Here is a 22168-nt window from a genome sequence, read left to right on the forward strand (position 1 = left end):
ATCCCGATAACGGCTCAACCCCTGCAATGCACGCAGCGTGCCAACCCAAGGGATACCGCAGAACTGGCTCCGCCAGGCTGCCGGTATCGCCCCCTCGAAGGGGGTGGGCGAAGCGACACGAAGTGCGCGAAGCCTGGGGGGTGAGCAACAAGCCACGATTGTCCCCCATGCGCCGCAGCGGCGAAGCTCTTTCCTCTCCCCACCATGCCTCGGGCAGCCAGCCTGCCCGCAGCGACCGTTCCGACTGGGCCACGCTGCGCAGGCTGTTTCCCTACCTGTGGCACTACAAATGGCGCGTGATGGCGGCGCTCGCCTTCATGATCGGCGCCAAGGTCGCCAATGTCGGCGTGCCGGTGCTGCTCAAGAACCTGGTCGATGCGATGTCGATCAAGCCTGGCAGCGCGGCCGCGCTATTGGTGGTGCCGGTCGGACTGCTGGTCGCCTATGGATTGCTCAGGCTGTCGACGGCGGTTTTCAACGAGTTGCGCGAACTGGTCTTCGCCAAGGCGACCGAGGGGGCGGCGCGCAGCATTTCGCTGGAGGTCTTCCGCCATCTGCACGCGCTGAGCCTGCGCTTTCACCTGGAGCGCCAGACCGGCGGGATGACGCGCGACATCGAGCGCGGCACGCGCGGCGTGCACTCGCTGATTTCGATGTCGCTCTACAGCATCGTGCCGACCATCATCGAGCTCACGCTGGTGCTGACGGTGCTCGGCGTGAAGTTCGACTCGGGCTTCGTCTGGATCACGCTGGCCGCGCTGGTGGTCTACATCGCGTTCACCGTTCTCGTCACCGAGTGGCGCACGCAATTCCGCAAGACCATGAACGAGCTCGATTCCGTGGCGCAGAGCCACGCGGTCGACTCCCTGCTCAACTACGAGACCGTCAAGTACTTCAACAACGAGAACTTCGAGGCTGGCCGCTACGACGCCAGCCTGGAGCGCTACCGCAAGGCCGCCGTCAAGAGCCAGACCACGCTGAGCCTGCTCAACGCGGGCCAGCAGTGCCTGATCGCGATCAGCCTGGTGGCGATGCTCTACCGCGCGACGCAAGGCGTGGTGGACGGCCGCATGACGCTGGGCGACCTGGTGATGGTCAACGCCTTCATGATCCAGCTCTACATCCCGCTCAATTTCCTGGGCGTGATCTACCGCGAGATCAAGCAGAGCCTGACCGATCTGGACAAGATGTTCGTGCTGCTCGAAAAGGACCGCGAAGTGCGCGATGCGCCGGATGCGACGGCTCTGGCCGGCACCGATTCGACCGTGCGCTTCGAGAACGTGAGCTTCGCCTACGAGGCCGCGCGGCCGATCCTCAAGAACGTGAGCTTCGAGGTCCCGGCAGGCGAGACGGTGGCTGTGGTCGGGCCCTCGGGCTCGGGCAAGTCGACGATGGCGCGGCTGCTCTACCGCTTCTATGACGTGCAGCAGGGCCGCATCACCATCGGCGGCGAGGACATCCGAGACGTGACGCAAGCGAGCGTGCGGCAGTCGATTGGCATCGTGCCGCAGGACACGGTGCTCTTCAACGACACGGTCGAATACAACATCGCCTATGGCCGCCCCGGGGCGACTCGGGAGGAGGTCGAGGAGGCCGCCCGGTCCGCGCGCATCCACGATTTCATCGTGCACACGCCGAAGGGCTACGAAACCACGGTGGGCGAACGCGGACTCAAGCTGTCGGGCGGCGAGAAACAGCGCGTGGCCATCGCGCGCACGCTGCTCAAGAACCCGCCGATCGTGATCTTCGACGAGGCGACTTCGGCACTCGATTCGGCGAACGAGCGGGCGATCCAGTCCGAACTCAAGAGTGCGGCGCGCAACAAGACCACGCTGGTGATCGCGCACCGACTCTCGACGGTCGTCGATGCGCACGAGATCCTGGTGCTCGAAAGCGGCGTGATCGTCGAGCGCGGCACGCATGCGGACCTGCTGGCCCGGCAAGGCAAGTACGCACAGATGTGGAGACTGCAGCAGCTCGAGGCCGCGCCCGTGCTGTGACCCTTTCGTCGATCATGCGGCATTCGGGTCGCGCGAATCGGCCCCTATCCCATTCAGCCATTTCAGGAGCGATGTGAATGTCCGAGAAGATTCCTCTTTTGGTGCTCAACAGTCTTTCGAGTGCCCATCAGGCGCAGTTGGCCGCGGTCTATGACCTGACCTACGCGCCGACGCAGGCCGAGCGCACGGCGGCCATTGCCGCCCACGGTTCGAAGTTTCGCGCGGTACTGACCATCGGCGTGATCGGCATCACGGCGGAAGAGATTGCGGCCCTGCCCAAAGTCGAACTGGTGTGCGCCATGGGCGCGGGCTTCGAAGGCCTCGCGATGGACGCCATCCGCGCACGCGGCATTGCGGCGGCCAACGGTGCCGGCACCAATGACGACTGCGTCGCCGACCACGCCTTCGGCCTGTTGATCGGGGTGGTGCGCGGCATTCGCACGCTCGACCGCCTGTGCCGCGAAGGCGTGTGGCGCGAGGATATTCCGCAGCCGCCCAATGTGTCGGGAAAGAAGCTCGGCATCCTGGGGCTGGGCACCATCGGCCAGAAGATCGCCAAGCGCGCGAGCGGCTTCGACATGGAAATCGGCTATCACAACCGCAAACCGCGCGACGGTTCCGCGCACCGCTATTTCGATAGCCTCGAGGGGTTGGCCGAGTGGGCGGACGTGCTGGTCATCGCCACGCCAGGCGGTGCGGGAACGCGGCACCTGATCAACGCACCGATCCTCGACGCGCTCGGCCCGCAGGGCTATCTGGTCAATATCTCGCGCGGCAGCGTGGTCGACACCGAGGCGCTGGCTGCCGCGCTACGCACGAACCGCATCGCAGGAGCGGGTCTCGATGTCTACGAAAGCGAGCCCAAGCGGCCTGAGCCCCTGATCGGTCTCGACAACGTGCTGCTGACGCCACACATGGCGGGCTGGTCGCCCGAGGCGACGCAGGCGTCCGTGAAGCGCTTCATGGCCAATGCAGAAGGCCACTTCGCCGGCCGCGGCGTGGTGTCCCCCATCTAGGTCGGCAAGTCTCCAAGCACCGACGGCTGGACGACGCCCCAGCCGCAGGCCCGGTCGTAGGCATGGCCCAGGCGGAGCACTTCGAGGTCGTGGTGGATCGGGCCGGCGATCTGAAGACCCATCGGCAGTCCGCCTTCGCCGAAGCCCGCGCGCACGTTGAGGGTGGGAAGTCCCGCAAGCGTGAAAGGCGTGACGATTTCCATCCAGCGGTGGTAGGTGTCGCTCGCCACATCGCCGACCGCGGCGGGCCAGTCGAGCTTCGCGTCGAAGGGAAAGACCTGCGCCGTCGGCGCGACGACGACATCGAAGGTCTCGAATGCGCGCAGGAAGGCGCGGTAGACGTTCGAGCGATAAACCGAAGCCTGGTAGAGCGCCGCCGCGTCGAGCTGGAGGCTCTGCTCGATTTCCCAGCGGGCCTCCGGCTTGAGCCGTTCGCGCAGCGAAGGATCGGCGTACGCGGCGCCCAGCTTGCCGCCCACCAGCAGTTGACGCAGTCGCAGCCACGCGGTCCAGTTCTGTTCGCGCGGCACATCGAGCTGTAGCGGCTCGACCTCGCAGCCGAGATTGCGGAAGGTCTGGAGTGCGCCTTCGCAGAGTTCGCGCACGCCCGGCGCGAGCGGCAGTTCCGGCCACACGCTGCCGAGCCATCCGATGCGCAGACCCTTCACGTCGCTGTCCAGCTGCATCGCGTCGGGGGAGGGAAGGGCGTCGGAGAGCGACAGCGGGACCCGCCGGTCGAAGCCCGCCTGCACGGCGAGCAAGCGGGCGGCGTCCTCGACGGTGCGCGCCATCGGTCCTTCGCAGCCGAGTTGCTGCAGGAACAGTTCCTCGTCCGGAGAGCCCGGTACCCGGCCTCTCGACGGGCGGAAGCCGATCACGTTGTTGAACGCCGCGGGGTTGCGCAGCGAGCCGCCCATGTCGCCGCCGTCGGCCACCGGCAGCATGCCCAAAGCCAGGGCGACCGCCGCGCCGCCGCTGCTGCCGCCGGCGCTCAGCGTGGGCAGGTAGGCGTTCAGCGTGGTGCCGAACACCGTGTTGTACGTGTGCGAGCCGAGCCCGAACTCGGGCGTATTCGTCTTGCCGATGACGATGGCGCCGGCCTGGCGCATGCGCGATACATGCAGGCTGTCGTTGCGCGCCGGAGTGCGGGGCGCGAGCGGCGAACCCATCGAGGTCGGGAGACCCGCGGCATGGCTCAGGTCCTTCACGGCGAGCGGGAAGCCGTGCATCCATCCAAGCCGTTCGCCGCGCGCGAGTTGCGCGTCACGCTCGCTGGCCTCGTCCAGGAGTTGCTGCGGATCGCGCAAGGACACGATCGCGTTGAAGCGCGGATTGAGCGCCTCGATCCGCGCGAGCGCAGCGGCCATCAGGTCGCGGCACGAGACGACGCGCGCGGCGATCTGGCGGGACAGGGTGCTTGCATCCAGGGCGAGAAGGTCGTCAGCGTGCATGGCGAAAACGGGCTCCGTAAGTCGTCGGAGTATGTCGCAGCCCTCGCATAATCAGTTCATGGAAACCAAGTGGCTCGAAGACTTTGTCAGCCTTGCGGAGACGCGCAGCTTCAGCCGCTCGGCCCAGTTGCGACACGTGACTCAGCCCGCGTTTTCTCGCCGCATCCAGGCGCTCGAAGGATGGGCCGGCACGGACCTGGTCGATCGCAGTTCCTACCCGACACGGCTCACGCCGGCAGGCCAGACCTTGTACGGCCAGGCGATCGAGATGCTGCAGGCGCTGCAGAGCACGCGCGCCATGCTGCGCGGTCACTCGGCGGCGGCGCAGGATGTGATCGAGGTCGCCATCCCGCACACGCTGGCCTTCACTTTCTTCCCGGCCTGGGTCACGGGCCTGCGAGAGCACTTCGGTCCGCTGAAGAGCCGGCTCATCGCGCTCAACGTGCATGACGCCGTGCTGCGCCTGGTCGAGGGCAGCTGCGATCTGCTGATCGCATACCACCATCCCTCTCAACCTCTGCCGCTGGACGCCAACCGCTACGAGATGGTGAGCCTCGGCAAGGAGGTGGTGGCGCCGTGGGTCAAGCCCGACGCCGAAGGCGCGCCGCGCTTCCTGCTGCCGGGCCGTGCCGGTCAGCCGCTGCCCTATCTCGGCTATGCGCCCGGCGCCTACCTCGGGCGCGTGGTCGACCAGTTGCTCAAGGAATCGGGCACTGCCATCCACCTCGATCGCGTCTATGAAACCGACATGGCCGAAGGGCTCAAGGTGATGGCACTCGAAGGCCACGGCATCGCCTTCCTGCCGCAAAGCGCGGTGCGCAAGGAAATCCGGGCCCGCACGCTGGTGAGTGCATTGCCGCCAGAGATCGACCGCCTCGAGGCGACGATGGAGATTCGCGCGTACCGCGAGCGACCCTCGGTCCCCGCCAGGGCTGGCGCGCGCCCTGGCAAGACCGATGCGCCATCTCCGCGAGCCAAGGGCTCCGTGGAAGCCCTCTGGGCCTATCTCGTGGGAACTCAGCCGGCAGGGTGACCTCGTGTTTCATTCAGGCACAAAGGGTGCTTTGTGAGAACGCACCCGCGGCCACTTGCAAAGTGGTGCGCCTGCGCAGTGCCGCTGACCGTCGACTCGCTGTTCGATGGTGCGTGGCGCACCGGGTTGGCCCGGGTATGGCGCAAAATGCGGGCGTCTAGAATTTCGTGTATCTCAAAGTCACAGGAGTTTTCCATATGAAGAAGCAAATGTTGGCCCTGGCCGTGATGGCGCTCGCCGCGGGAGGCGCCTTTGCTCAGGCCAATGACACTCTGGCCAAGATCAAGTCCAGCGGCAGCGTCACGATGGGCGTGCGTGACTCCTCTGGCGCACTGGCCTACACCATCGGCGACGGCAAGTACGTTGGCTTCCACACCGAAATGTCGGAACGCATCCTGGCCGACATCCAGAAGCAACTCGGTTTGCCCAAGCTGGAAATCAAGCGCCAGTTGGTGACCTCGCAGAACCGTGTTCCGCTGGTGCAGAACGGCACCGTGGACCTCGAGTGCGGCTCGACCACCAATAACGCCACCCGCCAGAAGGACGTCGCCTTCGCCGTCACCACCTACGTCGAGGAAGTGCGCATCGCGGTCAAGGCCAATTCCGGGATCAACTCGATCAAGGACCTCAACGGCAAGAGCGTGGCCACCACGACCGGCACGACGTCGGTGCAGACCCTGCGCAAGAACGAGCGCGCACAGGGCATCGATTTCAAGGAAGTCATGGGCAAGGACCACGCCGACAGCTTCCTGCTGCTCGAATCGGGCCGTGCCGACGCCTTCGTGATGGATGGCCAGATCCTGGCGGGCAACATCGCCAAGTCGAAGGCTCCGGCCGACTTCAAGATCGTCGGCGAGGCTCTGTCGGTCGAACCGATCGCCTGCATGCTGCGCAAGGACGACCCGGCTTTCAAGAAGGCGGTCGACGACAGCATCAAGAACCAGATCAAGGATGGTTCGCTGGCCAAGCTGTACGACAAGTGGTTCATTCAGCCGATCCCGCCGACCAACACCAAGGTCGGCCTCCCGCTGTCCGAGGCCACAAAGGCGGCGTGGGCCAACCCCAACGACAAGCCGATGGAAGACTACGCCAAGAAGTAAGTCGCGTGGGCTGACGCGTGAACGAACGCCCGCCTCTTTCGGCGGGCGTTTGTTTTGCGAGTTGCCTCCAACAATGATCGAGGAGTTGAAATGGGAAAATGGGATTGGCAAATCTTCCTGGAAGATCCGGGAGGCAAGATACCCACCTACTGGCAGTGGCTGGTTTCTGCCTGGGGCTGGACGGTGTCGGTGTCCCTGTGCTCGCTGGTCGTGGCGCTGGTGCTGGGCTCGCTGGTCGGCGTGATCCGCACCCTGCCCGACAGCCCTTGGCTGGTGCGCTTCGGCAATGCCTGGGTCGAGTTGTTCCGCAACATCCCGCTCCTGGTTCAGATCTTCCTCTGGTACCACGTCGTGCCGAAGATATTCCCGGTCATGGCGGGCCTGCCGCCCTTCATCCTCGTGGTGTTCGCGCTCGGCTTCTTTACCTCGGCACGGATTGCCGAGCAGCTTCGCTCCGGCATCCAGGCTCTGCCCAAGGGCCAGCGCTACGCGGGCATGGCGGTGGGCTTCACCACTTTCCAGTACTACCGCTACGTGATCCTGCCGATGGCCTACCGGATCATCATTCCGCCGCTCACCAGCGAATCGATGAACATCTTCAAGAACTCGTCGGTCGCATTCGCGGTGTCGATTCCGGAAATGATTCAGTTCGCCATGCAGGCCGGCGAAGAGACTTCCCGCGTGACCGAGATGTACATGGCCGTGACCGTGCTCTACGTGATCTCGGCGATGATCATCAACCGCATCATGGCCTGGGTCGAGAAGAGGGTCCGCGTGCCAGGCTTCGTGGTCGCTGGCGGAACCGGAGGGCACTGACATGAATCTCGATCTGACCTTCTTCAGCTGGCCCGTCATCAGCGGATTCCTGCTCAAGGGCCTCTACTTCAGCGTGTTCCTGACGGTGGTTGCCACCCTGGGCGGCATCTTCTTCGGCACGTTGCTCGCGCTGATGCGGCTGTCTGGCAAGAAGTGGCTCGACATGCCTGCGGCCATCTACGTCAACGGCATGCGCAGCATTCCGCTGGTGATGGTGATCCTGTGGTTCTTCCTGCTGGTGCCCACGATGATCGGCCGCCCGATCGGACCCGAGTACTCGGCCATCATCACCTTCGTCGCCTTCGAGGCGGCGTACTTCAGCGAGATCATGCGCGCGGGCATCCAGTCGATCCCTCGTGGCCAGGTGTATGCCGGTCAGGCGGTGGGGATGACCTATGGCCAGAACATGAAGCTCGTGATCCTGCCGCAGGCGTTTCGCAACATGCTTCCGGTGCTGCTGACCCAGACCATCATCCTGTTCCAGGACACTTCGCTGGTCTATGCGATCGGCGCGTACGACCTGTTCAAGGGCTTCGACACGGCCGGCAAGAACTTCGGGCGGCCCGAAGAGGCCTACCTGCTCGCTGCGGTGGTCTATTTCGTGCTGTGCTATTCGCTCTCGTACCTCGTGAAGCGGCTGCACAAGAAGATCGCCATCATCCGCTGAAGGAGAAAAAAGATGTCCGACAAAATGATTGAAATCAAGAACGTTTCCAAGTGGTATGGCCCGGTGCAGGTTCTCAACGACTGCTCCGTCAGCATCTCCAAGGGGGACGTGGTGGTGGTGTGCGGTCCTTCGGGATCCGGCAAGTCCACGCTGATCAAGACGGTGAACGCGCTCGAGCCTTTCCAGAAGGGCGAGATCACGGTCAATGGCGTTCCGCTGCACGACCCCAAGACCAACCTGCCGAAGCTGCGCTCGAAGGTGGGCATGGTGTTCCAGCACTTCGAACTCTTCCCGCATCTGTCGGTGACGGAGAACCTGACGATCGCGCAGATCAAGGTGCTGGGCCGAAGCGCGGACGAGGCCAAGACGCGTGGCCTCAAGATGCTCGACCGCGTGGGCCTGATGGCGCACAAGGACAAGTTTCCGGGCCAACTCTCCGGTGGTCAGCAGCAGCGCGTGGCGATCGCCCGCGCGCTGAGCATGGACCCGATGGTGATGCTGTTCGACGAACCCACTTCCGCGCTGGACCCCGAGATGGTGGGCGAAGTGCTCGACGTGATGGTGGCGCTGGCCAAGGAAGGCATGACCATGATGGTGGTCACCCACGAAATGGGCTTTGCGCGCAAGGTGGCGAACCGCGTGATCTTCATCGACGTGGGTGGACGCATCCTCGAGGATTGCTCGAAGGAGGAGTTCTTCAGCCATCCGGAGAACCGGCAGGCGCGCACGAAGGACTTTCTCAACAAGATCCTGGCGCACTGAGCTCGCCCCCAGCCTGCGCGCACTTCGTGTCGCTTCGCCTTCCCCCGACCGGGGGCGGTGACTGCAGACCGGCGGAGCCGGATCTGCGGCACCTCTGGAATTGAAAAGACCCCGCTTGCGGGGCTTTTCCTTTGGCGCCTTTCAGCCCAGCTCGAATGTGGTGATGCCGTAGATGCGGTTCAACTCGCAATCGGGCGGGGTGCCGTGGTACATGCGCGCGGTTTCGAAGACGGCGCGCATGCCCATCTTTTTCGCTAGCGCCATGGCGTCTGGATTGGACTGCGGAACGTCGAGGTAGATGGAGTCGCCCGCAGGTACGCTGGCGCTCAGGGCGGCGTAGAGGGCTTGGGCGACCGGGAGGTCTTCCGCCACGAGAGGACCGATCTTGTGGCCTTCGCGGCATCGGCGGATCAATCCCCATCCTTCCAGTCGTCCCTGGCGCCGCCATGCGAGGCCTGTCGCATCGGGCATCGTGGTCCAGCTGCGCAGGAAGGCGTCTCGCGGCGCGGGAAACACGCGGAGGTCGTCGGCGCACAGCGAGGCAAAGTCGATCGCGCCGAGCGGAACGATCTCACGGGCCGAAGCCATCTCCGAGCCCTGCGCTACCCCGGCGTAGCGGACGTTGTTCCAGGCCAACTCGAAGCCGCTGCGGCGGTAGTTGTCCTGTTGGGCGGGTACGCCGTCGAGCCCGATGACATGACCCGACAAGCGGGCCATGCCTTCGCGCCAGAGGGTGATGCCGATGCCTTCTCCGCGCAACGCCGGCGCGACGATGTAGAGCCCGACGAAGCCGAAGCGCCCCGCATACGAAACGGCGCTGATGCAGCCCAGCGGCTCGCCCTTGCGCTCAGCGACCAGAAAGCCGTCGGGGTCGGCCGCATGGAAGCACTCGGCATCGTGCAGTCCCGGGTTCCAACCTTCGTGTGCCGCTAGGTCGATGACCCAGGGCATCTCGTCGCGGCGCAGGGTGCGGATCGTGAAGTCCATGCGCGGCATTCTCACTCCCGGTGCGGGATTCCTGTCCAATAGCGGGATGGAAAATCCGCACGACGTCGAAGGCCGCCTGAACGATCTGGAAATCAAGGCCAGCTTCACCGAAGACCTGCTGGACCAGCTGAACATGACTATCTACAGGCAACAGCAGCAGATCGACAGCCTCGTTCTTCAGGTCATTCAACTGCGCCAGCAGAGCCCGGACGCAAGCACCGGCGGCCCGCGCAATCTGCGCGACGAGTTGCCGCCACACTACTGATCGTGGTGCGGGCTGCGCGCCGGCCGAAATTGTGATGTAGCACCAAAGTGTGATGACACAATCCCCTGACATTTGGAGGAGTGGACATGAGATTTGGTGTACGTCACGGAATGTGGGCGGGATGGAGGTTGGCCGTTGCAGGAATCTTTCTGCTGGGGCATGGGGCTTTCGCGCAAGTGCCTCAGGGCGTGGAGGGCGCTGAACTCGTCTCGCATCCATGGGTGGTGCCGCCGCCCAGCTGGTCGCCGGACGCCTATTTCACCAACCTGAAGGATGGCATGACGCTCGAATCGCCGTTCGTCGCGCGCTTCGGGCTCTCGTTGCGCGGAATCGTCCCGGCGGGCAAGACGGCGGGCAAGGCCGGCCACCACCACCTGCTGATCGACCAGCCGCTGCCGCTCGATTTCTCGAAGCCGCTGCCCTTCACCGAGCACTACATCCACTTCGGCAAGGGCCAGATGGAAACCGTGGTCGACCTGCCGCCGGGTACCTACACCATGCGCCTGGTGCTGGCCGACCAGGGGCACATCCCGTACTTCGTCTACAGCAAGCCGCTCAAGTTCACGGTCAGCAAGCAGAACAAGGGCATCTCGCCAGCCAGCGTGCTGGGCCCGCCGCGCATCGAGGTCCTCAACCCCGTGGATCGCACGACAGTGCAGTTGCCGTTGCGGGTGCAGTTGCATGCCAGCGGCTACAACTTGTCGCACGCGGGGCCCAAGGTTCCGGACACCGGGCACTTCCGTCTCATCCTGGAACGTGCGGGCCAGAAGCCCGAGATCATCGAACTCGATGGCGGGCAGACCGAGCTGTGGCTCAACCCCCCGAAGGGCGACTACAGCGCGCGCCTCGATCTGGTGAGCAATACGGCCCCCGGGGCCGTCACTGCGCGAGCCAAGCCGGTCTCGTTCAGCGTGCGTTGATGTCGGCGCGGGCGTCGAGCACCGCGGCCGCGACTTCCGCAAATCCGGCGCCGCGCTCGGCCTGCGCGACATAGCGCGGCAGATGCGACAGCGCGAACTCGAATCGGCGGACATTCGCCACGCCGATGCTGTGTTCGAAATGCTCGAACATCAAGGCGTCGTTGGTCGAATCGCCTACGTAGGCCCAGCGCGGCATCTCGTCGTCCAGCTGTCGGCCCCAGAGTTCACCGACGATCCAACGGGCGCCGGCGAGCTTGTTGTGATCGCCGTACCAGCCGTTGACGTGGATGCTGCTGACGGTGGCGTGCATGCCCTCGCTCCTCATGAGCGCGACGACCGCGGCGATCTGCACGTCGTCCAAGAGCGTGAACTCGCTGTGGTCGATCGCGATATCGCACTCGCGGCCTGCCGAGTCGGTGGCGCGTCGCGCGCCAGGGATTTCGCGCTCGACGCGGTCCAACACCCGCTGCATGCGCGCGAAGTTGCGCGCTCGCGTCGCTGCGTCCTGCTGGTAGCGCTTTTCGAGCCGACCCGTCGCGGAGGGAACGAGCGCGACCGCGCCGTTCTCGGCGACGATCGCATCGAGAGGCCACACGCTGGCGAAAGGCACGCTCCAGCCCACGGGGCGGCCGGTGATCGCGACACTGTGGAGGCCGGTCGCCTTGATGTCGCCCAGCGCCTTCAATGCATCAGGCGTGATGGCGCCGTCCGTCGTGAGCGTGTCGTCGATATCGGTAAAGACGCCGACCAGTTCACGGCGCGCCTCGAGCGGCCATCGCGTCAGCGGCAGCATCAGCCTGCCGGGTGAAGTGCCAGACCCGCATGCTCGCGCAGCGGATGGAAATGAATCTTCGGGAAGCGTTCCTGCGCCAGCCGCACGTCGTAGGGCGAGGTGCACAGGTAGGCCAGGGTCTCGGCCGCATCGCGCGCCATGCGGGCGGGGTAGGCGTCCGTGAAGGCGCGCAGTTCGGCCGGCGTGTCAGCGGTGATCCAGCGCGCGCCGGTGTACTGGCAGCCTTCGAGCCGGACGTCGGCGTCGTACTCGGTCTTCAGACGATGCTGCACGACTTCGAACTGCAGTTGGCCGACCGCGCCGAGGAGCATCGGCCCGCCGACCTCGGGCCGGAACACCTGGATCGCGCCTTCCTCTCCAAGCTGTGCGAGGCCTTGCTGCAGTTGCTTGGTGCGCAATGGGTTCTTCAGGATCACCGTCATGAACAGTTCCGGCGCGAAGAAGGGCAGGCCGGTGAACTGCAGCGACGCGCCGTCGGTGATGGTGTCGCCCAACTGCACGCCGCCGTGCGTCGTGAAGCCGACGATGTCGCCCGCGTAGGCCTCCTCGACCGCTTCGCGCCGCTGGCTCATGAAGGTCACGACGCTGGTCGGACGCAACTCCTTGGCGGTGCGCTGCACCTTGAGCTTCATGCCTGGCGTGTAGCGGCCGGAGGCCATGCGCACGAAGGCGATTCGGTCGCGGTGGTTGGCGTCCATGTTGGCCTGTACCTTGAACACCACGCCGGCGAAGTCCTTGTCCTCGGGCTGGATCTCCTTGACCACCGGCTGCCGGTTGACCAGCGTGGTGCTGACGCGCGGCTGTGGTTGGGGCGCCAGGTCGACCAGCGCGTCGAGCACTTCCATCACGCCGAAGTTGTTGACCCCGGAACCGAAGAAGACCGGCGTCTGCTTGCCGGCGAGGAATGCCTCGCGGTCCCACGTGGGGGATGCGCCCGTGGCAAGTTCCATGCTCTCCATCGCGGTATCGAATTCGCGGCCGAAGCGCTTCTGCAGCGTCTCGCGGTCGGTAAGCGGGATGGCTTCGAAGTCCTGCGGCAGACGCTCGCTGCCCGACTCGAACACCGTCATCGCCTGGGTGCGCAGGTTCACGATGCCGCCGAAGGACTTGCCCTGGCCCACGGGCCAGGTCATCGGCACGCAGGGCATGCCCAGCTCGCGCTCGATCTCGTCGAGCAGTTCGAGCGGCTCGCGCACTTCGCGGTCCATTTTGTTGACGAAGGTGATGATCGGCGTGTCGCGCTGGCGGCAGACCTCGATCAGGCGGCGCGTCTGCGCTTCGACACCGTTGGCGGCGTCGATCACCATGAGCGCCGAATCGACCGCGGTGAGCACGCGGTAGGTGTCTTCAGAGAAGTCCTTGTGGCCGGGCGTGTCGAGCAGGTTGATGACGTGGTCGCGGTAGGCCATCTGCATCACCGACGAGGCGACCGAGATGCCGCGCTGCTTTTCGATTTCCATCCAGTCGGAAGTCGCATGGCGAGAGGCCTTGCGCGCCTTGACCGAACCGGCGATCTGGATCGCACCTGAGAACAGCAGCAGTTTTTCCGTCAGCGTGGTTTTACCGGCGTCAGGGTGGGAAATGATCGCGAAGGTGCGGCGGCGGCGGGTTTCGGAGGCGAATGTCATGGGGGTGAACGCGGTGCGCGCTCACGGGCGCGGGCTGCTGGAGGCAAAGCCCACGATTTTACCGTTTTGGCCCCTCTTGGGTCGTCCAGGGCGACCCTCGTGCTCACATGGGCGGGGTGAATCCGTTGCGGCCCACCAGGAGGCTCGAAGCGGTGGGCTGGCCGTCTTTCATCTGCGCGGTAACGACGACCTTCGCGCCCGGGACCACCAGCGCCGACTGGTCGTCCTTGCCGGGCTTGAAAGTGACGATCGGCGTGCCGCGCGGAACGATCACGGTCTTTTCGCCGTCCTTGTACTTCAGCACCAGCTTCTGGCCGCCCGGCACCGCGGCCGGCGCCGCCGACAGTTTGGAGACGGTGGCGTTGGTCATCGTGCCGTTGGGCATGTAGTCCCAGGGTCGAAAACCTTCGCCGGTGCCTCGCATGGATTCGGGAAACACCAGGACTTCGACCGCGCGCTGCGTGCCGTCGGGCTGCGGCATCGAGCCTGCGCCGACGAAGCTGTTGGGCTTGATGGCCGCCGCAGTCACCGGGAGCACCTCGATGACGCGCATGTCGGCGGGGCGCACCATGGTCACGACTTCCCCGCTGCGGTCCTTGACGGTCAGCGATTTCGCATCGACGTGCACGATGACACCGCGCACACGCACGTTCTGGGCGGCGGCCGGAGCGGCCGGGGTCTGCGCCGGGACCGCCATCGGCAGTACCGCCGAAGCGATCACGAACGATGTGGCAAGGACTCTGGCTTTGAACATGTTGTAACGCCGTGGTGGTTGGGTCTGGGGTGGGCGTTGCAGTCTAGGCCGATCGAAACAATGCTGCTGGCGACGGCTCCGCCGCACGCGCTAAAATGCCCCGTTCCGAGGAGCGTTGCAGCGCCGACAGGCGTGAGGCTCGGACCACCATCGCAACCACGCTCACCCGCTGTTCTCGCGGTGAGTCCTTTCCCCGAACGCAGTGGCATCTTTCAAACTTGCTTTGGAGCCAACATGAGCGCTGTTCTCAAATCCCCCGTTTCCACCGCCGACCAGGCCATCGCCGACCTGACCCTCGCCGCCTGGGGCCGCAAGGAAATCCGCATCGCCGAAACCGAAATGCCCGGCCTGATGGCGATCCGCGAGGAATTCGCCAAGAGCCAGCCGCTCAAGGGCGCGCGCATCACCGGCTCGCTGCACATGACGATCCAGACCGCCGTGCTGATCGAAACCCTGCAAGCGCTGGGCGCCACCGTGCGCTGGGCCTCGTGCAACATCTTCTCGACGCAGGACCATGCCGCAGCCGCCATCGCTGCCGCCGGCACGCCGGTGTTCGCGATCAAGGGCGAGTCGCTGGAAGACTACTGGGACTACACCCATCGCATCTTCGATTTCGGCGCGAAGGGCTCGGCCGGCGAAGGCCCGAACATGATCCTGGACGACGGCGGCGACGCCACGCTCCTGATGCACCTGGGCCAGCGTGCCGAGAAGGACCAGAGCGTGCTCGCCAACCCGACCAGCGATGAAGAGCGCATCCTCTACGCCGCGATCAAGGCCAAGCTGGCCGTCGACGCGACCTGGTACACCCGCAAGTCGGCCGAGATCATCGGCGTGACCGAAGAGACCACCACCGGAGTTCACCGCCTGAACGAGATGAGCGCCAAGGGTACGCTGCTGTTCCGCGCCATCAACGTGAACGATTCGGTCACCAAGAGCAAGTTCGACAACCTCTACGGCTGCCGCGAATCGCTGGTCGACGGCATCAAGCGCGCCACCGACGTGATGATCGCCGGCAAGGTCGCCTGCGTGGCCGGCTACGGCGACGTGGGCAAGGGTTCGGCCCAGGCGCTGCGCGCGCTGAGCGCCCAGGTGTGGGTCACCGAGATCGACCCCATCAACGCCCTGCAGGCCGCGATGGAAGGCTACAAGGTCGTCACGATGGAATACGCCGCCGATAAGGCCGACATCTTCGTGACCACCACCGGCAACCGTGACGTCATCCGCCACGAGCACATGGCCGCGATGAAGGACCAGGCGATCGTCTGCAACATCGGCCACTTCGACAATGAAATCGCCGTCGCTTCGATCGAGAAGTACGAGTGGGAAGAGATCAAGCCGCAGGTCGACCACATCACCTTCCCGGACGGCAAGAAGATCATCCTGCTGGCCAAGGGCCGCCTCGTGAACCTGGGCTGCGGCACGGGCCACCCGAGCTTCGTGATGTCGTCGTCGTTCGCGAACCAGACCATCGCCCAGATCGAGCTCTTCACCAAACCCGACGCCTACCAGGTCGGCAAGGTCTACGTGTTGCCCAAGCACCTCGACGAGAAAGTCGCTCGCCTGCACCTGAAGAAGGTCGGCGCCATGCTGACCGAGCTGACGGATGCCCAGGCCGCCTACATCGGCGTCGACAAGAACGGCCCGTACAAGCCGGACACGTACCGCTACTGATGGCGCGGGCGTAGCGTTTTGCGCGCCGATCAATTGCTTGTCGAACGCGGCCTCGCTGCGTCGCGCTCGCAAGCCGTCCGGCTGATTGCCGGCGGCTTGCGATGGCGCGACGGAGCGAACTGGCGTGTGGTCAGCAAGAATCGCGACGAGGTGCCGGAGGCGGCCGAGCTCGAACTGCTCGATGCCGCCGAGGCGCGCTATGTCTCGCGCGGCGGGCTCAAGCTCGAAGGTGCACTGGCCGCGACCGGGGTCGACCCGCGGGGGCGGCGATGCCTCGACGTGGGCCAGTCGACGGGCGGCTTTACCGACTGCCTGCTGCAGCAAGGGGCCGGGCACGTGGTCGGCGTTGACGTGGGCCACGGGCAGTTGCATTCGCGCGTGCGCGACGATGCGCGCGTGACCGCCGTCGAAGGCGTCAATGCCCGCACGCTGAGTGCCGATGCCTGGGCAGACCCGTCGCCGGACGATTCGGATTTCGGGTTGATCGTGGGCGACCTCTCGTTCATCTCGCTAACGTTGGTGCTGCCGGCGCTGGTGCCTTTGCTGGCGCCGGGCGGCGACCTGCTGATGCTGGTCAAGCCGCAGTTCGAGTTGCAGCCCGGGCAGGTCGGCAAGGGTGGCATCGTCCGTGACCCCGCGCTGTATGAGGTCGTCGAGCAACGGCTGCGCGACGCCTGCGAGGCGCTCGGCCTGCATGTGCAGAGCTGGCTCGACAGCCCGATCGCGGGTGGCGATGGCAACCGCGAGTTCTTCATTCATGCCGTTCATGCCAACGGCGAACCAGGAGCCGGCCGTGCGCCTTCCGCTCAGCTTTGAATTCTTTCCGCCCAAGACGCCAGAAGGCGCAACCAAGCTGCGTGCCGTGCGGCAGCAGCTCTATGCGCAGGCCCCCGAGTTCTGTTCGGTGACCTACGGCGCGGGCGGCTCGACGCACGACGGTACCTTCGGCACCGTCCGCGAGATCCTGGAGGAAGGTGTCGCCGCCGCCAGCCACTTCTCGTGCATCGGCGCGACAAGGGCGACCGTGCGCGAGCAACTCGCCGAACTGAAGGCGATGGGCGTCGACCGTCTCGTCGCGTTGCGGGGCGACTTGCCCAGCGGCTATGGCATTGGTGGCGAATTCCTCTACGCGAGCGATCTCGTCGCCTTCATCCGAGAAGAGACCGGACGCGATTTCCATATCGAGGTGGCCTGCTATCCCGAAGTGCATCCGCAAGCCCGATCTCCCGAGGCCGACCTGCAGGCCTTCGCGGCCAAGGTGCATGCCGGTGCCGATTCGGCCATCACGCAGTATTTCTTCAGCCCGGAGGCCTACTTCCGCTTCGTCGACGAGGCGCGCGCCATGGGCCTCGGCACGCCAATCGTGCCGGGCATCATGCCGATCACCAGCTCGACCCAGCTGATGCGCTTCTCGGACGCCTGCGGCGCCGAAATCCCGCGCTGGATTCGCCTGCGGCTGCAGAACTTTGGCGATGACACTGCGTCGATCAGGGCGTTCGGTCTCGATGTGGTCACCGACCTTTGCGAACGCCTGAGTGCCGGTGGTGCACCGGCGCTTCACTTCTACACGATGAACCAGTCGGTGGCTACGCTCGGCGTGCTGCAGCGGCTCGGCTGGGGTGCATGAGTTTGGGTAGGCGTGTCGCCGGCAGCTTGCCTGCGCTCGTCGCGGCGGTATGGCTGACAGCGTGTACCACGGCGCCCTCGACGGGCGATGACGACGGAATGGCTCAGATCAGGCTGCGCCCCCTGGTCAAGCAACTGGCCGTCCCGCCCGGCGCGCCGCCGCGCTCCCAAGTGCCCTCCGTGCGCTATGACCTCGCGGTCTCCGGCGCAGGCGAGGCGCCAGACGACGGCGTGCCGGGCGACGAGGGCCCGCGTGAGATCTTCGAGCGTGGCGGTGCTTCCTGGTACGGCATCCAGTTTCATCAACGCAAGACCGCAAGCGGCGAGCGTTTCGACATGACGGAATTCACTGCCGCCCACAAGACGCTGCCGTTCAATACGCGCGTATGCGTTCGCAGCCTCGTGAACGGGCGGGAAGTACTGGTTCGCATCAACGACCGCGGCCCCTACACGTCGGGTCGCATCATCGACCTGAGCCGCGCCGCCGCCGAGTCGATCGGCCTCCTGGGGCTCGGGATCAAGCAGGTGGCACTGCATATCGTGGACAAGGAGACGGACCGCTGCGGCGGTACGGTGGTCGGCGTGGCCGACGTGCCGGCGGCGCCGGCAGAGCCCGCACCCCAAGCCAAATCCGTGCGCAAGGTCGCACCCCGCACGCGGAAGTGACGTTGCCCTTATCCGCCGCTGTCCAGGGAAAAGGCAGCGTTGCGGTCTTGGCCGAGAAGGTCGGCCATTTGCGGCAGGGCGGCCGCCAGCAGCGGCTTGAGCGTGTAGGGCGGATTGATCAGGAACATGCCGCTGGCGGGCAGGCCGGGACGGTGCGTGGCACCTGTCGCATCGGTGGTGATCTTGCTGGACTTGACTGTCAGGGTGGCATGCAGCCACGGCTTGCCGGCTTTCGTGGCCATTGTCTTGAGGCGGCGCGGCAGGTCGTGCGCCTCGGGGCGCGGAATGATCGGGTACCACACGGCATAGGTGCCGGTCGCAAAACGCTTGAGCGCCTCGGCGACGAAATCCAGCACGCGGCCGTAGTCGCTCTTGATCTCGTAGCTCGGGTCGCACAGCACCAGGGCACGGCGTGACGGCGGCGGCAGGAACTTGGTGGCGCTGCCGAAGCCGTCGTCGCGCAGTACGCTGATCTGGCGCCCGGCTTCGAGTTGCGCGATGTTCGCGTCGAGCGTGCGCGCATCGGTCGGGTGCAGCTCGAACAGCTTGAGCTTGTCGTGATCGCGCAGCAGGTGGTGAGTGATGAAGGGCGAACCCGGATAGATTCGCGCGCCGCCCTTCGGATTGAAGTCGCGGATCACCTCGAGGTAGCGCGAGAGGGCGTCGGAAAGAGGCGCGGGTGGCTTTTCGGCCGTCTTTTTTGCCGATCCCTTGGCGGGGCTGGCCGCTTCGCCCGCGGCGGGCTTGGGATCGGAAAGCAGGCGCAGCACCCCATCTGCCGCCTCGCCGCTGGTGCCGGCGTAGTCGCCGTCGAGCCGGTAGAGACCGGCACCTGCGTGGGTGTCGACCACCGTCAGGGCGGCGTCTTTTTCGAGCAGGTGGTCGAGCGTGGCAATCAACACCGTGTGCTTGAGCACGTCGGCGTGGTTGCCGGCGTGGAAGGCGTGGCGGTAGCTGAACATGACCCCGATGGTAACCGCCGGCCCCCGGAAACGGAGCCGAATTGCCTCTTGAGGACGATTCTTCGTATAATCGAGGGCTTCGCAGCGCTTTTGTGGCCCCGCGGCGAAGGAATGAAACCCACCTAAGAGATTCCCGCCAGAAATGGCACAGAGGAAAGCCGACCGTGGAAAAGGGCCCGCCAAACCCTCTTTCAAGAGAAAACTCATGACCAAAACGTTCAGCGCCAAGCCCGCTGACGTGACGCACGAGTGGTTTGTGATTGACGCGACCGACAAGGTCCTCGGACGAGTAGCCAGCGAAGTTGCTCTCCGTTTGCGCGGCAAACACAAGGCCATTTACACGCCTCACGTCGATACCGGTGACTTCATCGTCATCATCAACGCAGCCCAGCTGCGTGTCACCGGCGCCAAGCCGCTTGACAAGGTGTACTACCGTCACTCGGGCTACCCGGGCGGCATCACGGCCACCAACTTCCGCGACATGCAAGCCAAGCATCCGGGCCGCGCCCTGGAAAAGGCCGTCAAGGGCATGCTGCCCAAGGGTCCGCTCGGCTACGCGATGATCAAGAAACTCAAGGTGTACGGTGGCGCAGAGCACCCGCATACCGCCCAACAGCCCAAAGTGCTGGAACTGTAAGGAGCCTTGAGAATGATTGGTGAATGGAACAATGGCACCGGCCGTCGCAAATCGAGCGTCGCCCGCGTGTTTCTGAAAAAAGGCACCGGCAAGATCACGGTCAACGGCAAGGACATCCAGGAGTTCTTTGGCCGCGAAACCTCGATCATGATTGCCAAGCAACCGCTTTTCTTGACCAACAACGTCGAAACCTTCGACATCATGGTCAATGTGGCGGGTGGCGGCGAATCGGGCCAGGCAGGCGCGACGCGCCACGGCATCACCCGTGCCCTGATCGACTACGACGCGACGCTCAAGCCGGTGTTGAGCCAGGCCGGCTTCGTGACGCGCGATGCGCGTGAAGTCGAGCGTAAGAAGGTCGGTCTGCACTCCGCACGCCGCCGCAAGCAGTTCTCCAAGCGCTGATCGCCCTTTGGGCTTATCGCTTGCACTGTCAAAGAACCGCCTTCGGGCGGTTTTTTGTTGTTTGAAGTAGCATTGATCGATCGGCCGCACGTTCGGCCCCACAGGAGTCCCCTTCATGAGCGCCGTTGCAGAAAACATCCAGACCCAGATGCCTGAGCCCATCGTCTTCACGGACAGCGCGGCAGCCAAGGTTGCCGACCTGATCGCCGAAGAAGGCAATCCCGATCTCAAGCTGCGCGTATTCGTGCAGGGTGGCGGTTGCTCTGGCTTCCAGTACGGCTTCACGTTCGACGAAATCACGAACGAAGATGACACCACCATGACCAAGAATGGCGTGTCCTTGCTGATCGACGCCATGAGCTACCAGTACCTGGTCGGCGCCGAGATCGACTACAAGGAAGATCTGCAAGGCGCCCAGTTCGTCATCAAGAACCCCAACGCCACCAGCACCTGTGGCTGCGGATCGAGCTTCTCGGCCTGATGTGCTGAGTTCGTCCGCGTCCTTTCAAGAAGCCGCCTCCGGGCGGCTTTTTGCTGCCCGTCACCTTCCGAGTTCATGACTTCATCGAGTTCACCGCGCAAGAGCCTCCTGTGGCTGGTGGCCATCGGCTTCTTCATGCAGACGCTCGATGCGACGATCATCAACACGGCGCTGCCCGCCATGGCTGCCAGCCTGGGCGAGAGCCCGTTGCGCATGCAGTCGGTGGTGGTGGCCTATTCGCTCACCATGGCGATGCTGATTCCCGCGTCTGGCTGGATCGCGGATCGCTTCGGCACGAAGCGGATCTTCTTCGCTGCCATCGTGCTGTTCGTGCTCGGATCGGTACTGTGTGCCTTGTCACGGGGCATTGGGCAGCTGGTCGCGGCGCGTGTCGTCCAGGGGATGGGCGGCGCGCTCCTGCTGCCCGTCGGGCGCCTCGCATTGCTTCGCACGGTGCCGCGGGCCGAGTTCCTGGCGGCCATGAGCTTCGTCGCGATCCCCGGGCTGATCGGGCCGCTGCTGGGTCCGACGCTGGGCGGGTGGCTGGTGCAGTACGCGTCGTGGCACTGGATCTTCCTGATCAACGTGCCGGTGGGCCTGATCGGGTGCTTCGTCACCTTGCGCGTCATGCCGGACCTGCGCGCGGATCTACTGCATCGTTTCGACGCGGTCGGATATGCGTTGCTGGCCTTGGGCATGGTGTCGATTTCTCTCGCCATCGACGGTGTCTCCGGACTTGGATTGCGCCAGGTCGGCGTCCTCGTACTGCTGGTGTTCGGCTTCGCCAGCATCACGGCCTATTGGCTGCATGCGGTGCGTCGCCCCTATCCGCTGTTCGAGCCCGCTCTTTTCGGCATCCCGACGCTGAGCATCGGCCTGCTGGGCAATCTGTTCTCGCGCCTTGGCAGCGGCTGCATGCCTTTCCTGATCCCGTTGTTGCTCCAGGTCTCGATGAGCTACTCGCCGCTGAAGGCGGGGCTCATGATGCTGCCGATCGCGCTGGCCGGCATGGCGATGAAGCGCTTCGCCACGCCGCTGATCACGCGGTACGGCTACCGGCGGGTGCTGGTCGTCAACACCGCGCTGGTGGGACTGACGATGGCAAGCTTCGGCTTGACCACGCCCTCCCAGCCGGTGGCGCTGCACATCGTCCAGTTGCTGGTTTTCGGCGCAGTCAATTCGCTGCAGTTCACGGCCATGAACACGATCACGCTGAAGGATCTGGACGGCAGCATGGCGAGTGCCGGAAACAGCCTTCTGTCGATGGTGCAGATGCTCGCCATGAGCCTGGGAGTGGCTGCTGCGAGCGCGGTTCTCGCGGGCTACACGGGGATCTTCGGCAGCGAGACGCCGCTGGAAACGCTGCACGCGTTCGAGGCGACCTTCGCGAGCATGGGGTTGATCACGCTGGCCTCGGCGCTGATCTTCTGGCACCTGCCGCCGGAGGCGCGCGCGGTCCAGCCGGCGCAGCCGGAAGTGTCGGGTCAGGGGTGACGCGGATCGGCGTTGGCGCCGAACGAGCGGGAGC

Annotated in this window: 23 protein-coding genes and 1 riboswitch; of the genes, 17 read left to right on the forward strand and 6 right to left on the reverse strand. The window is 65.0% G+C overall.

From position 1 onward, the window contains the following. Nucleotides 1-167 precede the first annotated feature (167 nt). Both QTI24_RS13560 and QTI24_RS13565 read left to right on the forward strand, forming a co-directional pair. The gene (locus QTI24_RS13560) at nucleotides 168-2000 is read left to right on the forward strand and encodes an ABCB family ABC transporter ATP-binding protein/permease (RefSeq protein ID WP_286601099.1); all 1833 of its coding nucleotides are present in this window, start codon (nucleotides 168-170) and stop codon (nucleotides 1998-2000) included. Between the two features lie 77 nt (nucleotides 2001-2077). Then, nucleotides 2078-3016: a 2-hydroxyacid dehydrogenase gene (locus tag QTI24_RS13565; RefSeq protein ID WP_286601100.1), complete on the forward strand. Its 939-nt coding sequence runs from the start codon at nucleotides 2078-2080 to the stop codon at nucleotides 3014-3016. Here QTI24_RS13565 and QTI24_RS13570 read toward each other — a convergent pair. Beyond that, entirely contained in the window at nucleotides 3013-4467 is a 1455-nt protein-coding gene (locus QTI24_RS13570) for an amidase (RefSeq protein ID WP_286601102.1), read from the reverse strand. The genes QTI24_RS13565 and QTI24_RS13570 overlap by 4 nt on opposite strands. A 58-nt stretch (nucleotides 4468-4525) precedes the next feature. Between QTI24_RS13570 and QTI24_RS13575 the strand changes: the two genes are divergently transcribed. The 5 genes from QTI24_RS13575 to QTI24_RS13595 all read left to right on the forward strand — a co-directional run bounded on the left by QTI24_RS13575 (nucleotide 4526) and on the right by QTI24_RS13595 (nucleotide 8845). Beyond that, nucleotides 4526-5500, forward strand: a complete 975-nt coding sequence (locus tag QTI24_RS13575) for a LysR substrate-binding domain-containing protein (RefSeq protein WP_286601104.1) — start codon at nucleotides 4526-4528, stop codon at nucleotides 5498-5500. Between the two features lie 197 nt (nucleotides 5501-5697). Continuing rightward, nucleotides 5698-6600, forward strand: a complete 903-nt coding sequence (locus QTI24_RS13580) for a transporter substrate-binding domain-containing protein (RefSeq protein WP_286601106.1) — start codon at nucleotides 5698-5700, stop codon at nucleotides 6598-6600. 90 nt (nucleotides 6601-6690) lie between these two features. Continuing rightward, complete coding sequence (locus QTI24_RS13585) at nucleotides 6691-7416, forward strand: amino acid ABC transporter permease (protein WP_286601109.1); 726 nt, start codon at nucleotides 6691-6693, stop codon at nucleotides 7414-7416. A gap of 1 nt (nucleotide 7417) precedes the next feature. Beyond that, nucleotides 7418-8083: an amino acid ABC transporter permease gene (locus QTI24_RS13590; protein WP_286601111.1), complete on the forward strand. Its 666-nt coding sequence runs from the start codon at nucleotides 7418-7420 to the stop codon at nucleotides 8081-8083. Nucleotides 8084-8107: 24 nt separating this feature from the next. Next, nucleotides 8108-8845 (forward strand): amino acid ABC transporter ATP-binding protein, encoded by a 738-nt coding sequence (locus tag QTI24_RS13595; protein ID WP_286601399.1) that lies wholly within the window; start codon nucleotides 8108-8110, stop codon nucleotides 8843-8845. 141 nt (nucleotides 8846-8986) lie between these two features. Here QTI24_RS13595 and QTI24_RS13600 read toward each other — a convergent pair whose 3' ends face one another. Continuing rightward, nucleotides 8987-9832, reverse strand: a complete 846-nt coding sequence (locus tag QTI24_RS13600) for a GNAT family N-acetyltransferase (RefSeq protein WP_286601113.1) — start codon at nucleotides 9830-9832, stop codon at nucleotides 8987-8989. 46 nt (nucleotides 9833-9878) lie between these two features. Between QTI24_RS13600 and QTI24_RS13605 the strand changes: the two genes are divergently transcribed. Both QTI24_RS13605 and QTI24_RS13610 read left to right on the forward strand, forming a co-directional pair. Then, entirely contained in the window at nucleotides 9879-10097 is a 219-nt protein-coding gene (locus QTI24_RS13605; RefSeq protein WP_286601400.1) for a SlyX family protein, read from the forward strand. An 86-nt stretch (nucleotides 10098-10183) separates the two neighbouring features. Then, nucleotides 10184-11017, forward strand: coding sequence for a DUF4399 domain-containing protein (locus QTI24_RS13610; protein ID WP_286601115.1), 834 nt, complete (start codon nucleotides 10184-10186; stop codon nucleotides 11015-11017). Here the strand turns inward: QTI24_RS13610 and QTI24_RS13615 are convergent. The 3 genes from QTI24_RS13615 to QTI24_RS13625 all read right to left on the reverse strand — a co-directional run bounded on the left by QTI24_RS13615 (nucleotide 11004) and on the right by QTI24_RS13625 (nucleotide 14192). Beyond that, complete coding sequence (locus QTI24_RS13615; protein ID WP_286601116.1) at nucleotides 11004-11810, reverse strand: HAD-IIB family hydrolase; 807 nt, start codon at nucleotides 11808-11810, stop codon at nucleotides 11004-11006. The two genes, QTI24_RS13610 and QTI24_RS13615, sit on opposite strands and share 14 nt — an antisense overlap. Further along, nucleotides 11810-13438, reverse strand: coding sequence for a peptide chain release factor 3 (locus QTI24_RS13620; protein ID WP_286601117.1), 1629 nt, complete (start codon nucleotides 13436-13438; stop codon nucleotides 11810-11812). The genes QTI24_RS13615 and QTI24_RS13620 overlap by 1 nt, the downstream gene beginning before the upstream one ends. Before the next feature lie 103 nt (nucleotides 13439-13541). After that, a complete protein-coding gene (locus QTI24_RS13625; RefSeq protein WP_286601118.1) occupies nucleotides 13542-14192 on the reverse strand; it encodes a hypothetical protein in 651 nt (216 codons plus the stop codon). Nucleotides 14193-14293: 101 nt separating this feature from the next. Beyond that, a riboswitch (S-adenosyl-L-homocysteine riboswitch) is annotated at nucleotides 14294-14363 on the forward strand. A 63-nt stretch (nucleotides 14364-14426) separates the two neighbouring features. Here QTI24_RS13625 and ahcY point away from each other — a divergent pair. The 4 genes from ahcY to QTI24_RS13645 all read left to right on the forward strand — a co-directional run bounded on the left by ahcY (nucleotide 14427) and on the right by QTI24_RS13645 (nucleotide 18155). Then, on the forward strand, nucleotides 14427-15863 hold the full coding sequence (gene ahcY / locus QTI24_RS13630; protein WP_286601119.1) for an adenosylhomocysteinase: 1437 nt from the start codon (nucleotides 14427-14429) through the stop codon (nucleotides 15861-15863). An 18-nt stretch (nucleotides 15864-15881) separates the two neighbouring features. Then, complete coding sequence (locus QTI24_RS13635) at nucleotides 15882-16679, forward strand: TlyA family RNA methyltransferase (RefSeq protein ID WP_286601122.1); 798 nt, start codon at nucleotides 15882-15884, stop codon at nucleotides 16677-16679. Next, a complete protein-coding gene (gene metF / locus QTI24_RS13640; RefSeq protein WP_286601123.1) occupies nucleotides 16657-17490 on the forward strand; it encodes a methylenetetrahydrofolate reductase [NAD(P)H] in 834 nt (277 codons plus the stop codon). Before QTI24_RS13635 ends, metF begins: the two co-directional genes overlap by 23 nt. Before the next feature lie 98 nt (nucleotides 17491-17588). Further along, nucleotides 17589-18155 (forward strand): septal ring lytic transglycosylase RlpA family protein, encoded by a 567-nt coding sequence (locus QTI24_RS13645; RefSeq protein ID WP_286601125.1) that lies wholly within the window; start codon nucleotides 17589-17591, stop codon nucleotides 18153-18155. Nucleotides 18156-18163: 8 nt separating this feature from the next. Here QTI24_RS13645 and QTI24_RS13650 read toward each other — a convergent pair whose 3' ends face one another. Beyond that, the gene (locus tag QTI24_RS13650) at nucleotides 18164-19117 is read right to left on the reverse strand and encodes a 23S rRNA (adenine(2030)-N(6))-methyltransferase RlmJ (RefSeq protein WP_286601126.1); all 954 of its coding nucleotides are present in this window, start codon (nucleotides 19115-19117) and stop codon (nucleotides 18164-18166) included. 205 nt (nucleotides 19118-19322) lie between these two features. Between QTI24_RS13650 and rplM the strand changes: the two genes are divergently transcribed. From rplM to mdtD, 4 genes are all read left to right on the forward strand, one after another. Continuing rightward, nucleotides 19323-19754, forward strand: coding sequence for a 50S ribosomal protein L13 (gene rplM / locus QTI24_RS13655; RefSeq protein ID WP_028249522.1), 432 nt, complete (start codon nucleotides 19323-19325; stop codon nucleotides 19752-19754). A 12-nt stretch (nucleotides 19755-19766) separates the two neighbouring features. Beyond that, nucleotides 19767-20159: a 30S ribosomal protein S9 gene (gene rpsI / locus QTI24_RS13660; protein WP_286601128.1), complete on the forward strand. Its 393-nt coding sequence runs from the start codon at nucleotides 19767-19769 to the stop codon at nucleotides 20157-20159. 115 nt (nucleotides 20160-20274) lie between these two features. Beyond that, on the forward strand, nucleotides 20275-20640 hold the full coding sequence (erpA, locus tag QTI24_RS13665; RefSeq protein WP_007827949.1) for an iron-sulfur cluster insertion protein ErpA: 366 nt from the start codon (nucleotides 20275-20277) through the stop codon (nucleotides 20638-20640). 75 nt (nucleotides 20641-20715) lie between these two features. Continuing rightward, nucleotides 20716-22134, forward strand: coding sequence for a multidrug transporter subunit MdtD (gene mdtD / locus QTI24_RS13670; protein ID WP_286601129.1), 1419 nt, complete (start codon nucleotides 20716-20718; stop codon nucleotides 22132-22134). The last annotated feature ends 34 nt before the right edge of the window (nucleotides 22135-22168 follow it).

The organism is Variovorax sp. J22P240, assembly GCF_030316855.1.
GTDB lineage: Bacteria > Pseudomonadota > Gammaproteobacteria > Burkholderiales > Burkholderiaceae_C > Variovorax.

Coding starts and splice junctions, on each gene's coding strand:
- QTI24_RS13560 (WP_286601099.1), top strand. CDS start 168: ATGCGCCGCAGCGGCGAAGCTCTTTCCTCTCCCCACCATGCCTCGGGC.
- QTI24_RS13565 (WP_286601100.1), top strand. CDS start 2,078: ATGTCCGAGAAGATTCCTCTTTTGGTGCTCAACAGTCTTTCGAGTGCC.
- QTI24_RS13570 (WP_286601102.1), bottom strand. CDS start 4,467: ATGCACGCTGACGACCTTCTCGCCCTGGATGCAAGCACCCTGTCCCGC.
- QTI24_RS13575 (WP_286601104.1), top strand. CDS start 4,526: ATGGAAACCAAGTGGCTCGAAGACTTTGTCAGCCTTGCGGAGACGCGC.
- QTI24_RS13580 (WP_286601106.1), top strand. CDS start 5,698: ATGAAGAAGCAAATGTTGGCCCTGGCCGTGATGGCGCTCGCCGCGGGA.
- QTI24_RS13585 (WP_286601109.1), top strand. CDS start 6,691: ATGGGAAAATGGGATTGGCAAATCTTCCTGGAAGATCCGGGAGGCAAG.
- QTI24_RS13590 (WP_286601111.1), top strand. CDS start 7,418: ATGAATCTCGATCTGACCTTCTTCAGCTGGCCCGTCATCAGCGGATTC.
- QTI24_RS13595 (WP_286601399.1), top strand. CDS start 8,108: ATGATTGAAATCAAGAACGTTTCCAAGTGGTATGGCCCGGTGCAGGTT.
- QTI24_RS13600 (WP_286601113.1), bottom strand. CDS start 9,832: ATGGACTTCACGATCCGCACCCTGCGCCGCGACGAGATGCCCTGGGTC.
- QTI24_RS13605 (WP_286601400.1), top strand. CDS start 9,879: ATGGAAAATCCGCACGACGTCGAAGGCCGCCTGAACGATCTGGAAATC.
- QTI24_RS13610 (WP_286601115.1), top strand. CDS start 10,184: ATGAGATTTGGTGTACGTCACGGAATGTGGGCGGGATGGAGGTTGGCC.
- QTI24_RS13615 (WP_286601116.1), bottom strand. CDS start 11,810: ATGCTGCCGCTGACGCGATGGCCGCTCGAGGCGCGCCGTGAACTGGTC.
- QTI24_RS13620 (WP_286601117.1), bottom strand. CDS start 13,438: ATGACATTCGCCTCCGAAACCCGCCGCCGCCGCACCTTCGCGATCATT.
- QTI24_RS13625 (WP_286601118.1), bottom strand. CDS start 14,192: ATGTTCAAAGCCAGAGTCCTTGCCACATCGTTCGTGATCGCTTCGGCG.
- ahcY (WP_286601119.1), top strand. CDS start 14,427: ATGAGCGCTGTTCTCAAATCCCCCGTTTCCACCGCCGACCAGGCCATC.
- QTI24_RS13645 (WP_286601125.1), top strand. CDS start 17,589: ATGGCTCAGATCAGGCTGCGCCCCCTGGTCAAGCAACTGGCCGTCCCG.
- QTI24_RS13650 (WP_286601126.1), bottom strand. CDS start 19,117: ATGTTCAGCTACCGCCACGCCTTCCACGCCGGCAACCACGCCGACGTG.
- rplM (WP_028249522.1), top strand. CDS start 19,323: ATGACCAAAACGTTCAGCGCCAAGCCCGCTGACGTGACGCACGAGTGG.
- rpsI (WP_286601128.1), top strand. CDS start 19,767: ATGATTGGTGAATGGAACAATGGCACCGGCCGTCGCAAATCGAGCGTC.
- erpA (WP_007827949.1), top strand. CDS start 20,275: ATGAGCGCCGTTGCAGAAAACATCCAGACCCAGATGCCTGAGCCCATC.
- mdtD (WP_286601129.1), top strand. CDS start 20,716: ATGACTTCATCGAGTTCACCGCGCAAGAGCCTCCTGTGGCTGGTGGCC.